The organism is Pseudomonas sp. GQ91, assembly GCF_059758795.1.
In genome coordinates, this window is sequence record NZ_JCAXED010000005.1 from 22,292 (window position 1) to 35,358 (window position 13,067).

General features: G+C 62.3%; 9 protein-coding genes. 3 read left to right on the forward strand and 6 right to left on the reverse strand.

Annotated elements, in window-relative coordinates; translation table 11 throughout:
• Complete coding sequence (locus AC6CIA_RS08720) at nucleotides 1–849, forward strand: MaoC family dehydratase (protein ID WP_498311541.1); 849 nt, start codon at nucleotides 1–3, stop codon at nucleotides 847–849.
• A 49-nt stretch (nucleotides 850–898) separates the two neighbouring features.
• Here the strand turns inward: AC6CIA_RS08720 and AC6CIA_RS08725 are convergent, their stop codons facing one another.
• From AC6CIA_RS08725 to pbpC, 5 genes are all read right to left on the reverse strand, one after another.
• Complete coding sequence (locus AC6CIA_RS08725) at nucleotides 899–1,456, reverse strand: DUF4136 domain-containing protein (protein ID WP_498311542.1); 558 nt, start codon at nucleotides 1,454–1,456, stop codon at nucleotides 899–901.
• Nucleotides 1,457–1,501: 45 nt separating this feature from the next.
• Complete coding sequence (locus tag AC6CIA_RS08730; protein ID WP_498311543.1) at nucleotides 1,502–2,107, reverse strand: DUF4136 domain-containing protein; 606 nt, start codon at nucleotides 2,105–2,107, stop codon at nucleotides 1,502–1,504.
• A 24-nt stretch (nucleotides 2,108–2,131) separates the two neighbouring features.
• Complete coding sequence (locus AC6CIA_RS08735) at nucleotides 2,132–2,881, reverse strand: methyltransferase domain-containing protein (protein WP_498311544.1); 750 nt, start codon at nucleotides 2,879–2,881, stop codon at nucleotides 2,132–2,134.
• Nucleotides 2,874–3,182, reverse strand: a complete 309-nt coding sequence (locus tag AC6CIA_RS08740) for a MazG-like family protein (protein ID WP_084381765.1) — start codon at nucleotides 3,180–3,182, stop codon at nucleotides 2,874–2,876. Before AC6CIA_RS08740 ends, AC6CIA_RS08735 begins: the two co-directional genes overlap by 8 nt.
• Before the next feature lie 196 nt (nucleotides 3,183–3,378).
• A complete protein-coding gene (gene pbpC / locus AC6CIA_RS08745; protein WP_498311545.1) occupies nucleotides 3,379–5,709 on the reverse strand; it encodes a peptidoglycan glycosyltransferase PbpC in 2,331 nt (776 codons plus the stop codon).
• 99 nt (nucleotides 5,710–5,808) lie between these two features.
• Here pbpC and AC6CIA_RS08750 point away from each other — a divergent pair, with 99 nt between their 5' ends.
• A complete protein-coding gene (locus tag AC6CIA_RS08750) occupies nucleotides 5,809–6,102 on the forward strand; it encodes a hypothetical protein (RefSeq protein ID WP_339531747.1) in 294 nt (97 codons plus the stop codon).
• A gap of 150 nt (nucleotides 6,103–6,252) precedes the next feature.
• Here AC6CIA_RS08750 and AC6CIA_RS08755 read toward each other — a convergent pair whose 3' ends face one another.
• Complete coding sequence (locus tag AC6CIA_RS08755) at nucleotides 6,253–11,151, reverse strand: alpha-2-macroglobulin family protein (RefSeq protein ID WP_498311546.1); 4,899 nt, start codon at nucleotides 11,149–11,151, stop codon at nucleotides 6,253–6,255.
• Nucleotides 11,152–11,698: 547 nt separating this feature from the next.
• Here AC6CIA_RS08755 and AC6CIA_RS08760 point away from each other — a divergent pair.
• Nucleotides 11,699–13,042: an MATE family efflux transporter gene (locus AC6CIA_RS08760; RefSeq protein WP_498311547.1), complete on the forward strand. Its 1,344-nt coding sequence runs from the start codon at nucleotides 11,699–11,701 to the stop codon at nucleotides 13,040–13,042.
• The last annotated feature ends 25 nt before the right edge of the window (nucleotides 13,043–13,067 follow it).

Consider the following 13,067-nt stretch of genomic DNA (forward strand, 5'->3'; position numbering starts at 1 on the left):
ATGGAATGGCATACATTGCACAACAGCCCTTCGTTGCCGCCGCTGTATCTGCGTGCGGCCCTCAAACGCAACATCAGTGGCACGACACTGCCCGATTGCGGGCTGCGTTGCCCGGCACGCGTCAATCCCAGGGCGGTGGAGGCTTATCGCAAGGTCTGCGGGTTTGCCGACGGCCCCATGTTGCCGGCGACCTACCCGCACATTCTGGCGTTCGGCCTGCAACTGCAATTATTGACCGCCAAGAACTTTCCTTTCCCGCTGCTGGGACTGGTGCACCTGCGTAATCGCATGCGCATTCTTCGCCCGCTGGGTGCAGTGAGCGAAGTACAGATCAGCGTGCACGCGCAAAACCTGCAGCCCCATGCAAAAGGGGCGACCTTTGACCTGATAACTACGCTCGACGATTCTCTCGGCCGGCTATGGGAAGGCGAGAGCCGCATGCTGTGTCGCGGGGCAAAGCTTGCGGGAGAGTCGATGGATCAACCCCTGCAGATCATCGACCCGCTGAACGAACTGCTCCGGTGGCAGGTGCCCACTGACATCGGCCGCCGTTACGCACGGGTGTCCGGGGATTACAATCCGATTCATTTAAGCGCGCTGACGGCCAAGCTGTTCGGTTTCCCTCAGGCCATCGCCCATGGTCTGTGGAGCAAGGCCCGCGCGTTGGCGGCCCTCGACGAACATTTGCCGATCGTCAACGTCGAGATTGAGGTCGACTTCAAGAAACCGGTTCGTTTACCCAGTGAAGTGATCTTGTCATGCAGCCCTCCTGGCTCGAGCGGTCAATGGCAATTGAAAGGAACGGGCGATATCGAACACATGATTGGACAGTGGAAGCCGATTGCTTGAAACCCCGAATTTCCACTGATCAGCGGCATATACCCGATGCCGTGGGCTTTCAGCGCGGCGGATAGTTGGAGAGCACCTTGCTGACAGTCGCGCGGATGGCCGCTGCGCGGTCCTGCGGGTCAGGCGTGCCGCTCATCATCTGCTCATCGCTGCCGCGCCAGACCAGCTTGCCGTCCTTGCCGTCCAGCAAGTCGATCTGGAGGGTGGCGACCTTGTAGGTGATATTGCGGGTTTCGTTGTACATCGGCGCGCCCCAATAACCGTTCCATGGCCCGCCCCACGCGCCGCCGTAGTTGGTGCTGACTTGTTGCTGGCGGTCTTCGACAATCAGGTAGGCCTGCACATTCAAATCGGCCTTGGTCCCCGCGGGCGCGGCGCGTAAACCGCGTTGATCGAGCTGCTCGGCAACCGCCTGGCGGATGCGCTGTTCGGTGAGGTCACTGCGGATCCGGGGGTCATCGGGCCGGTACTGCAGCGCGGGCTCTTTCCAGCTCCAACTGCGGTAGGCGCCAAAGTCGCGGCTGGCGTCAAAATCGTGGTTGACCTGGCTGGTCTGGCAGCCACCGATCAGCACGGCAAAAGCAAGCAAAGCGAGACGACGCAACATGATGGTTCTCCAAAAGGCAGTCTGAGCCTGAGATGAGAATAGTTGTTAACTGGGAGGATACGCCGTCATTGCTTTTTGCACAGCCTGTCGCAAGGCGTCACCGCGTTCGCTCAGGCTGCCCTGGCTACCGGTTTCGGCGCTGGCACTCCACACTGGCTGACCGCTGCGGGCATCGAACAGATTGACCCGTACCACCACGACCTGCACTTCATAGGTACGCACGATCGGCACCGAGTTGTACATGCCATAGCCGTTACCGTAGCGGTTGTAGCCGCCGTAGCCATACCCGTAATCGTCCTGCACCTGACGCAGGCGCTTTTCGAGGTGCACATCAGCGCTGACCAGCAGATCCGGCGCCCGGTTATCATGCAACGGGCGCAAGCCGCGCTGGTCCAGGGCGCCGCTGACCGCTTCGGCAATCTGCGCCGAGTCGGCCCAAGCGCTGCCCGCCGGCAGTTGGCCGTTACGCCAGGCCCAGTTACGGTAGGCGCCATAGTCGCGCACCGGCGCCGGGTAGGCGCTGGCATCGAACGTCCTGGCAGCCTGGGCAGGCGCCGGCGGCATGGGGCTGGAAGCCGCCACATAAGGGTTGTTGCTCTGGCAGGCGGCAAGCCCAAGGCAGAGCAGGATAAATCCGACATGGCGCTTCATTTCGACCTCCGCAGACTGGGCCGTTTAAACCGGACGGCAGATCCAGTGCAAATAACGTCCAAGCCCGACAAAACCTGGATGACGACGGTGAGCCAGCTCCATCTCCAACACGTCCGGCAAACTGGCGCGTGCCTGGAATTCCAGCGGCATGTAGTCGTGGAACACCCGCACCCCACTCTGGCTTTCGACCTGCCACAGCCCGGCTAGTTGCGCCGCCAACGCCCGAGGGTCGAGGGGTTGTTGCGGCGTCAGGCTTTGTTTTTCGCCGGCCATGTCGTTCGTGCGCATTTTGCGGAAGTGGCCCTTGAGCAGATTGCGGTAAATCAGCGCATCGCGGTTATAAAAAGCCAGGGACAACCAGCCACCGGGCACGGTCAGGTGGTGCAACACCGGCAGGATCGCATGGGGTTCCGCCAGCCACTCCAACACGGCGTGGCACAACACCAGATCGTAAGGCTCGGTGAGCTGGCCCGGCAGTTCCTGCCAGGGTGCCTGGATAAATGTGGCCTGTTGACCGGCTTCGGCAAAGCGTTGGCGCGCGCCTTCAAGCATCGGTGCGGCGGGTTCGGCCAAGGTCACCTGATGACCGCGCTCGGCCAGCCATAACGACATATGGCCGAGGCCGGCGCCGATATCCAGCACCCGCAACGGCCGCTCCGGCAAGGCTTCGCTCAAGTCGGCCTGCAACACCGCGAGGCGAATCGCGCCCTTGGCACCGCCGTAGATTTTCTCGGCAAATCGCGTCGCAAGCTGGTCGAAATGACGATCACTCATGGGCAAACCGCCGTTCGCTGTCGGCCAGTTTGGCGCGAACCACTTGATCCATGTCCAGCCCCAGTTCGCTGCACAGCAGCAGGAGATAAAGCACGATGTCGCCTACTTCCTGGCCCGCATGGGCGAGCTTGTCCGCAGGTAATTGTCGAGACTGGTCTTCGGTCAGCCACTGGAAAATTTCGACCAGCTCGGCCATTTCGACACTGGCGGCCATCGCCAGGTTTTTCGGGCTGTGGAATTGTTTCCAGTTGTTGTTATCGCGAATGCGATGCAGACGCTCGGTAAGGTGTTCGAGGTTCATGGGGGGCTCCTGAAGGCGTATAGCTTCGGGCGGATAGGCGGGGATGGCAAGTGAATCTGCGGGGTTCATGGTCTTGCGGGTCACCGTTGGAAAAGAGCCTGGAATGGCACCCCGAGGCGATCTCAGGTTTTTCGCGAGCAAGCGCGCGCCTACGACGCCCTGGCCGCGGCAACGGATAGGCTCCCACAATCACCACTCAGTCCACCACGCTGAACTCAACCCTGGCCGTCTGCCCCGCCTCATCCAGCACACTCAGTTGATAGCGCCCCAAGTGCTCGAAACTGGCGTGGATACTGTCCTGATTAGCGCTGTCGCCCAACGGAGCACCATTGAGGAACCACCAGCGCCGCCCGCTGCCGCCCAGGGCCGACAGTTCAAGACGTAATGCTTGCAAGCTCGACGCCGGCAGCCGCAGTTGGTCGCCCTCACGCACACCGACGATCGACAGCGGCGATGACGCCGCCAACGCCGGTGGCGGGCAAGCGGAATCGGGCGCTGGAATCCGCGCCTCGCGACGTTCGATCCTGGGCAACCAGGGTTCCAGCGGCGCCGGCCACAGCGCAATGTCACGGGACACCGCACCCGGGCAGTTGGCGGCAACCCGCAAGCCCTTGGCATTGACCCAGATTTTTTCCATCAGGCCGACACTCAAGGGTTGGTCCAGCGCCTGCAAGGTCGGCGGCGTGGTCTTGTCCAGCGTCCAGGCAAAACGCTGGCGGCGGCAATTCGAATCACTGCGGCTCATCGGCTGGCCCAACGGCCAGCAAATCGCGGCCACCCCGACATTCGTCGGCACCGGTTTGACCGGCGCCGTGATACCGCGCTGACTGTCGCGATTGGTCAGCACATCATGCACCTGCAACATCAACGGCGCCGCCGATGCCAGGCCGAACTGGCCCGGCACCGGAGTGCCGTCGGGTCGGCCGATCCACACGCCGATCAGATAACGCGGCCCGACCCCCATCGCCCAGGCATCACGAAAGCCGTAACTGGTGCCCGTCTTCCAGGCCAGCACCGGCCGCTGTACCAGCTCGGCCCGCGGATCGCGATCCGGCCGCGCCTGGCCGCTGAGGATGCGTCGCACAATCCAGGCAGAACCCGGCGACAACAGCGGCCGCTCCCTGAGCAGATCCTGCGGTTGCAAACGGATCGTGGCGCTCTTGCCATCCCGGGCAAAGGCGCTGTAGCCACTGACCAACTCCTCCAGCCGGCTACCGGCGCCACCGAGAATCAGCGCAAGGTTCGGCTCAGCCAGCGGCGGTAGCGCCAGCGGCATGCCACCGACGCGCATTTCGCCGGCAAAGCGTTTCGGCCCGTAGGCTTCCAGCAACTGCACGGCCGGAAGGTTCAATGAGCTGGACAACGCAGTGCTGGCCGGCACCGCACCAGTAAAGCCCATGGAAAAGTTGCCCGGTCGATAATCGCCGTATCGCCGGGGGACGTCCTGCAACAGCGATTCGGAGTGAATCAGCCCGGCGTCCAGCGCCATGCCATACAGAAAGGGCTTCAACGTCGACCCCGGCGAACGCAGGGCGCTGATCATGTCGACATGACCAAAGCGTCGGGCGTCGTTGATGTCCACCGACCCCAGGTAGGCACGCACCGCCATGCTTTCCTCTTCCACCACAAGAATGGCCGCCGAGGTGTGTTCCGGCAAGCGCGCACGCCAGCCCAGCAGCAAGTCTTCCAGGCGGCGTTGCAGGCTGGCATCAATGGTGGTGCGAATCAGTGGCGGGCTGTCGGGACGGTTCAGGCGACGGGCCAGCAACGGCGCAAGACTGGGTTCCTGGCGGGGTGCCAGCAACAGCGGCTCCTCAAGCGCTTCATCGACGGCGGACTGCGGCCACACCTGGAATTCGCCGAGCCGCCGCAGTACCTTGTCTCGCGCCTCCTGGGCACGCCGCGGATGACGATCCGGGCGCAAGCGACTCGGGGCCTGGGGCAATACGGCGAGCAAGGCGGCCTCGGCCCGGGTCAGGTGGTGCGGCGATTTTCCCAGATACGCCCAACTGGCCGCCGCCACGCCCTGCAACGTACCGCCGAAGGGTGCCCGATTCAGGTACAGGTTGAGGATTTGCTCTTTGGACAGGTACCACTCCAACTGCGCCGTGCGCCACAGTTGGCGCAACTTGCCATGGAGGGTGCGCGAATGAGGATCGAGCAAGCGCGCCACTTGCATCGACAAGGTGCTGCCACCGGAAACCACCCGGGCGTCTGTCAGGTTCTGCCAGGTGGCGCGCATCAGGGATAACGGATTGACGCCGGGATGCTGGTAGAACCAGCGGTCTTCATAAGTCAGCAAGGCATCGAGGTAATACGGTGAGACCTCGCGGCTTTGCACCGGATAACGCCACACCCCGTCGGCATCGGCGAAACGCCACAATGGCGTGCCGTCCTCGGCCAACACCACGCGGGCCAGGTCGTCCTTGGGCAGGGGTAATGGCCAGATTCGGTCAGCCAGCCACAGCAGCGCCATCACCCATAACAGGCTACCCAAGGACCAGCGTGCAACTAATCGCAAATTCAACCGGGCAAACCTCTATGCTTCAACGGAACTCGCCCGCGGGATTGACGGCCAAAGGCTCAGGTCCGGCAGATACGCCCACCACTTCATCAGGACACTCATATGCAGGTAGAAAGCTTTTTTGACTGGCTGGGCCAGGCACTCGGTTCGGTCATTCGTTTTATCGTCGACGGGCTCAGTGGGTTGTTCGGTGCACTGACAAATGCCGGCGGCAATTTTATTGACGGCTTGTCCCGCACCTTGGGCATGGATACCTCAATCATCAGCATCATCACCTTGATCATCGGCTTGATGCTGCTGTATTCGGCAATCCGCGCCTTTATGCGAGCGTCGATCATCATGGGGATTATCTGGCTGATGCTCGGGCTGTGGCTGCTCAGTTGGGTCGTACATTAAATAGACACCCTGTGGCGGGCGGGCTTGTGTGGGAGCGGGCTTGCTCGCGATGGCGGTGTGTCAGTCGCCGAATATATCGGCTGAAAAACCGCCATCGCGAGCAAGCCCGCTCCCACATAAAGATAAAGCCGGTTTCCACAGGTGGAGCGTTCAGCGGCCTTTGATCACCATATCCGCCGGGGTTTCGCCCACTGCCTGCCAGTTCGGCCGGTACATCGACTCGACTTGCGGCGGCGGCACCCGGTAAGTCCCCGGCGTTACCGCGCGGGCCAGGTACAGCAGGTGCGTGGTGCCATAACCGTCAAGGTTCAATGCCGCGACGTAACGGTCATCGCGAAACTCCTGATGCTTGATCGACGCGTTCTGCATTGACTCACGCCATTCCTTGACCTGACTGCTGGCGTTTTCCAGGCTGGCGGCGCTTTGTGCCAGGTTCTGGTTTTCCAGCTCCAGGCCGGCGGGCAACAAATCCACCACCAGGGCGTCTGGCACCCGCTGTTTATTGGCGCTGACGACCAGGTGCACCAGCACCAACTCCCCGCTGTTGAGGTTGCGCAGATTCAGCGGTTGGCCATTCATGCCGAGGTATTCACGGCGAATGCTGAGGTTTTCACCACCGGCGGCCGGCGGCTGCAGTGGATAACCGGAAATGCTCAATTGCTGGTAAACCGGTTCGCTGCCTGGATTACTCAGGGTCAACGGGGATGCCAACAATGCACCTTCCAGCTTCAAGCCGGATTGACCGTTGTTCAGTTCGCGGGTTTCGCCGCCGCTGCTCAATTGCGCGGTCCAGTTGGTTTCCGGCTTGCTCAACAGCCCACGGCCGGCGAGAAACAGCGAGTTGCGCTCCTGGGTCGACAGCCACTGACTGGCAGCCATCTGGTCGGACAGCTCGAACAACCGTTCTTCACGCGCGCCCTTGGCCAGATCGTTTTCTTCCAGCAGCGCCAGAATCATCGCCTGGTCACGCAATGGGCTGCCATAGTCGGCCAGCCACTCATTGGCTTTGCGCTTCACCGCCAGGCCGGCAACCAGGGCCTGATCGGCACGCGGCTGATCGCCCATCTTCTGCAAGGCGATCGCCAACTGCACCAGCGGCAACCCGGAGCGGGCATCGGTACGCCGCTCGAACAAACTGCGCAAGGCGCCCAGCGGTGCCTGCTGACTGCGGGCCAACACCATGCCGGCGTAGGCCTGCACGGCGAAACGGCTGTGATCGGCGTCATCGCTGTAGTCGACCTCGATCAGGTTGCGCTCCTGCACATAACGCAGCAGGCGCTCGCTGGCTTTTTTCAGCGCTTCGGACGGCACGGCAAAACCCTGGTCACGGGCCCGCAACAGGAAGTCGGTGACATACGCCGTCAACCAATACTCTTCCGAACCATCGGCGCCCCACAAACCGAAGCTGCCGTTGTAGCGCTGCATGCCCAGCAGGCGCTCGATGCCCAGTTCGATCTTGCGCTTGCGCTCGGCGTCCGGTTCACCCTTGAGACCGAGGCGGGTCAGCACTTCGGCGTCAGCATAGAGCGATGGGTACAAGCCGCTGGCGGTTTGTTCCAGGCAGCCATACGGATACGCCTTGAGCGCACGAATCTGTTCGCCAAGGTTCAACGGTGGACGGCTCGACAGGCTTAACAGCGCCTCGCGTCCGGCCGGTTCAAACAGCGCCAGCTCGGCTTCCGGCAGGCTCCAGGTTTGATCCTTGAGTACCGCGCGGTAATGCTTGAGCAGCGCCGGATAGGCTGGACGCACACCCAGCGTCCACTCCCGGGTGAACGGCGGCAGGCTCTCGCCCGGCAGATCAAGGCCGTTGACACTGACCTTGACCTTGCCCTGGCCAAAACCGCCCAGCGCGCGCACCGGGATGTGCAAGGTGGTGCGCTGGTCCTTGGCCAACTGCACGCTGTGAGCGGCCTCGCCGAGCAAGCTCAGTTGCCCTTCGGCGCTGAGTTGCACATCAAGCTTCTGGGCCTTGCCCGACAGGTTGGACAGGTCCAGCGCCAGCGCAGTCTGGTCGCCACCGGCCAGGAAGCGCGGGGCCGACAGCTCGGCAATCAGCGGCGCGGCGATCACGGTCCGGGCTTCGGCCATGCCGTAGCGATCGTCGCTCCAGGCCTGGGCCATCAACCGCAGCTCGCCGTTAAAATCGGGAATATTGACGCTGATTTCGCCCTCGCCTTTCTCGTTCAACCTCACCGGCGCGCTTTGCAAGGCAACGATGGTGACACTGGTATCCGGGCGCTTGCCGCCCTTGGCCAATGCTGCATCACCGCCAAACGCCAGACTCGCGAGACGCCCCTGTCCGGCTTCGATCAGTTGACCGTAGATATCGAACTGGTCCACGCCGTAAGCCTTGCGACCAAACAGACTGGAATACGGGTCCGGCGTCGGGTATTCGGTGATATTGAGAATGCCCACATCCACCGCGGCCACCAGCACATGCACCTGCTTCGGTAGGCTGCCGTCGGCGTTTTTAGCGGCGACTTTTACCGTCAGCGGCTGCTTGGGACGCATTTTTTCTGGCGCGCTCAGGCTTAAATCCAATTTACGCTGGGTACGATCCAGCGGCAGATGCAGCAGGCCGACCGCGCGTTTCGGGGTGACATTGGCTTTGCGTTCGCCCGGACGAATCACCAGGGCGCTGACATACAGGTCGTGACGCGACCATTTCGGATCGAGCTTCACCGCATAGCTTTTGCCCTCGGCCGGCACGTCGATTTCTTGCCACCATAGCGGCCCTTCGCTGGACTCCACCAGCAGGTAGCCCTTACCGGCGGCCGGCGGAGTAACCGTGACGTTAGCCGTATCGCCATCGGCATACGCCGGTTTATCCAGCGCCAGCTTGACCTGATCCGGGCGCACCGCGCCACCTTCGGTATTGTCCTGGGCCTGATAGCCGGCCCAGAAGCGCACGCTGCTGATCAGGCCGGTTTGCGGGTCTTCGACCTCGACCCGATAAGGGCCCCACTCCACCTGAAAGCTGACCTTGGCGGTGTCGCCAGCCTTGATATTGATGCTCTGCTCGTCGAGGTTGAGGAATTTCTCGTTGTAGTGATAGCTCCAGCCATCGTTGTCCGAGTAGTTCCAGTAGTAATCGCGACGCTCACGAATCAAGCGTACTTTGAGGTTGTCGGCGGCGAGTTTCTGGCCGGCCGGATCGGCCAGCAGCACTTCAAATTCCGCGGGACCATCGCCATTGGTTTCCTGGCCGTCGAACAGTCCGCGCAGGCCCGGCAATTGCTCGGCCGGCCATATCGGCTGCACCAGGCGTCGGGTAATCGGCCGGCCGCCGGACTCCTGCAGGCTGGCCTGGACGATCAGTTGCAACGGCGACTTGGCCTCGGCCCATTTACTTTCCAGGGTCAGCAGCGCTTCACCCTTGGCGTCGAGCACGCTTTCGTCGAGTTCGAAATCCTGGCTCAATTCTTCTTCGGTGACAGAACCGAACTGATACCCCGGCAACCCTTTGACCGCCTCGCGCAGCGGACGCACATAGACTTGCCCACTGATCCGATTACCCGACGCGGGCGCACCGTACAGGTAGCGGCCGTTGACCTGAATGGTCGCGTTGTCGGCAGGTTTGAGCGGGGCGTCGCTGCCCTTGAGTTCCAAGGCCAGGCGTTCCGGCAAGAAGTCCTCAACGAGGAACTCATACAGCTGCGGCTTGCCGTCGCCGAGGTCGAACACCAGTTGCCAGCGGCCGGTCGGTGCTTCGCCTGCCAGTTGCAATTGATATTGATAAAGCCCCGAAGCATCCGCGTCCCACACGAACTTACGACTGACCTGCTCATCTGGACGGCGTACCTCGACGCTCACCGGTTGCGGCTTGACGGCCTTACCGTCGCTGTCCCGCAACAGGGCATTGAGCAGCACGGTTTCGCCGGGACGGTACAGGTCACGCGGACCGAACACGAAAAACTGCAGCGGGTGAGCGGGTTGCCCGCCGATATCAAACTCGGCCAGGTCCAACGCCGCGCTGTCCAGGCGCAACAGGCTGGTTTGTTCGCCCTGCTTGGCCAGCAACACCTGGGCTTTTTTCGGCAACGGCAACTCGACATGGCCACCCTTGCCGGTCTGGCCCTGAGCGAGCACACGCCCTCCAGCGTCGAGGACTTCCAGATCGACCCCGTCCAGCGCCTTGCCGCCGTCCAGCGCCTGGGTGAACACATCCAGGCGGTTCGCGTAGCGGTGTACCGACAGGCCGATATCGCTGAGCGTGAACAGCGTCGCCGGTTGCGAGTAGTTGTAGGTGCCCGAGGCACGCATCACGGCCAGATAAACGCCCGGTTGCTGTAACTGCTTGAGGCCGGCGATCGGCAGCAGCAGGGTTTCGCGGGTGTTGCGCGCCGGATTCAGGTCGAAGCGGCCGCCATACACCAACTCGGCCATCGGCAGCAGTTCGCGGGATTCATAACTTTGCAAACTGGTGTTACGGCCCCACTGGGCGAGGAACGCCGGCAGGGACTCGGGCTTGATCCGGAAGAACTCGACGTCGATCTTGTCGACATTCAGCGCGATCACCGGCAGGCCTTCGGCCAAGCGGGTCGGCAGTAATGTGCCACGGCTGGCGAAGCCGACAGTGGCTTGCAGGTCGCGGGTTTCGAGGCGGCTGATGTACTCGGTGGCGAGCTTGGCGTCATTGACCCCGCGCAGGCCGGGGTCAACCGTCAGCACCAGTTTGCGCTGGGGTTCGAGGTGGCGCAGGCGCAGCTCCATCAGGTTGTCGGAGAGCTCCCAGGCGCCATCGACCTTGCCGGACTTGCTGTCCACCAGATGCAGTTTGTCGGCGAACTTCTGCTCCGGATCCAGCGGAATCGAAAAGCTCACCGACAAGCTGCTGGCGCCATCCAGCTGGACTTCAGACACGTCCACCACGCTTAACTCGCGGCCGGCATACCGCTGCTTGAGGGCCGCCACATCCACCGCAGGCTTGACCGGTTGCGGCGCCGTCACCGCAGCAGGCGCGGCAGGAGCGGCCGGTTTATCTGAAGAATCACAGGCGCTCAGCAGGGCCAGCGCGCAGGCCAGGAACAATCCTTTGTTAAGCATGGGGCACTCATTGTTGGTGTAGGCGAGGAATGAACTATATATCAGCTCAGGCAAAACGGTAGGGCCAAGACGATGGTTGAACGGTCGACTGAGTGCCTGGATCCGAGCAACACTTGAAGACCGCCCCCTCACCCTAACCCTCTCCCCAACGGGGCGAGGGAACTGACCGTGAGATATTGCCGTTCTACATCGACCTGAACGCTCGCACTGAATCCAAAAGTAGACTCGGTTTAACCGTCGCCCCAGGAGGAGAAAGGACTGGCCGTGAGATATTGCCGTTTTACATTGACCTGAAAACTCGCACTGAATCCACAAGTAGACTCGGTTTAACCGTCGCCCCAGGAGGAGAAAGGACTGGCCGCGAGATATTGCCGTTTTAGATCGACCTGAAAACTCGCACTGAATCCAAAAATCGACCCGGTTTAACCGGTCGCCCATTTTATCAGCACACTTCGGTCGGTCCCCTCGCCCCTTTGGGGAGAGGGTTAGGGTGAGGGGTGGCTCTCAGCATCACCGCAGTTACAATACCGCTCCCCAAGGAGCCCCAATGACTGCCCTGCTCACCGACTGGCGCCACCGCCCCACCCATCGCCGGGTCTGGGCGCTTGCCGCGCCGATGATTCTGTCGAATATCTCCGTACCGCTGGTGGCGTTGGTGGACAGCATGGTCATCGGCCATTTGCCTCACGCCCATCAACTGGGTGCCGTGGCCGTGGGAGCCAGTCTGTATACCTTCCTCGCCTGGGCCATGGGGTTTCTGCGCATGGGCTCCACCGGCTTTGCCGCGCAGGCCGCCGGACGTGGTGACGGTGCCGCATTGCGCCAGATTCTGCTGCAAGGATTGTTACTCGCACTCGGACTGGCGATGCTACTGGGCACCCTCGGCGCCCCGCTGAGCGGTGTGGTGCTGGACTGGATGCAGCCGTCGCCGGAACTGAACCAACTGACCCGCGAGTTTTTCCACACGCGCCTGTTCGGCCTACCCGCCGCCCTCGCCAGCTACGCGCTGGTGGGCTGGTTCCTCGGCACACAAAACGCCCGTGCACCGCTGGCGATACTGTTGACCACCAACCTGGTGAACATCGTCCTGAACCTGTGGTTTGTGCTCGGCCTGGACTGGGGCGTCGTCGGGTCGGCGCGAGCCTCGGTGATTGCCGAATGGACCGGCGCCCTGCTCGGCCTGGCCATGACGCAAAAAGCCCTGCGCGCCTATCCCGGGCATATCGCCTGGGCAGCGCTCAAGGCATGGCAAAGCTGGCGCCCGTTATTGGCGGTGAACCGTGACATCTTTATCCGCAGCCTGGCGTTGCAGTCGGTATTTTTCATGATCACTGTGCAAGGCGCCCGATTAGGCGATGCGACGGTGGCGGCGAATGCGCTGCTGCTCAATGGGCTGCTGCTGACCGCCCACGCCCTGGACGGCCTGGCCCACGCGGTGGAAGCCTTGTGTGGCCACGCCATCGGCGCCCGTGACCGCCAATCCCTGCGCCGCTCACTGGTGGTGGCCGGCGGTTGGTCGCTGCTCGCCAGTGTCGGTTTCGCGTTGCTGTTCACCCTCGCGGGTCATCTGTTTATCGCCATGCAGACCGATATCCCCAGCGTGCGCGCGACCGCCGACCTTTACCTGCCGTACCTCGCGGTGCTGCCGCTGATTGCGGTATGGAGCTATCTGTTGGACGGCCTGTTTATCGGCGCCACCCGTGCACGGGAAATGCGCAACGGCATGCTGCTGACGGTGCTGATTGTGCTGCCGTTTGCGTGGGCGTTGCAGGGGCTGGGTAACCACGGACTGTGGATAGCGTTCCTGCTGTTCATGGCGATTCGCAGTCTGACGCTGTGGGCGATTGCATGGCGACTGAATCGGCAGGGGCTTTGGTTAGGCGCGAGCTGAAGGAGCGCAGTCCAAAAATGTGGGA

What these genes read in the sequence shown, in the direction of transcription:
- AC6CIA_RS08735 (WP_498311544.1), bottom strand. Translation starts at nt 2,881, where the DNA reads ATGAGTGATCGTCATTTCGACCAGCTTGCGACGCGATTTGCCGAGAAA.
- AC6CIA_RS08725 (WP_498311542.1), bottom strand. Translation starts at nt 1,456, where the DNA reads ATGTTGCGTCGTCTCGCTTTGCTTGCTTTTGCCGTGCTGATCGGTGGC.
- AC6CIA_RS08730 (WP_498311543.1), bottom strand. Translation starts at nt 2,107, where the DNA reads ATGAAGCGCCATGTCGGATTTATCCTGCTCTGCCTTGGGCTTGCCGCC.
- AC6CIA_RS08750 (WP_339531747.1), top strand. Translation starts at nt 5,809, where the DNA reads ATGCAGGTAGAAAGCTTTTTTGACTGGCTGGGCCAGGCACTCGGTTCG.
- AC6CIA_RS08755 (WP_498311546.1), bottom strand. Translation starts at nt 11,151, where the DNA reads ATGCTTAACAAAGGATTGTTCCTGGCCTGCGCGCTGGCCCTGCTGAGC.
- AC6CIA_RS08760 (WP_498311547.1), top strand. Translation starts at nt 11,699, where the DNA reads ATGACTGCCCTGCTCACCGACTGGCGCCACCGCCCCACCCATCGCCGG.
- AC6CIA_RS08740 (WP_084381765.1), bottom strand. Translation starts at nt 3,182, where the DNA reads ATGAACCTCGAACACCTTACCGAGCGTCTGCATCGCATTCGCGATAAC.
- AC6CIA_RS08720 (WP_498311541.1), top strand. Translation starts at nt 1, where the DNA reads ATGGAATGGCATACATTGCACAACAGCCCTTCGTTGCCGCCGCTGTAT.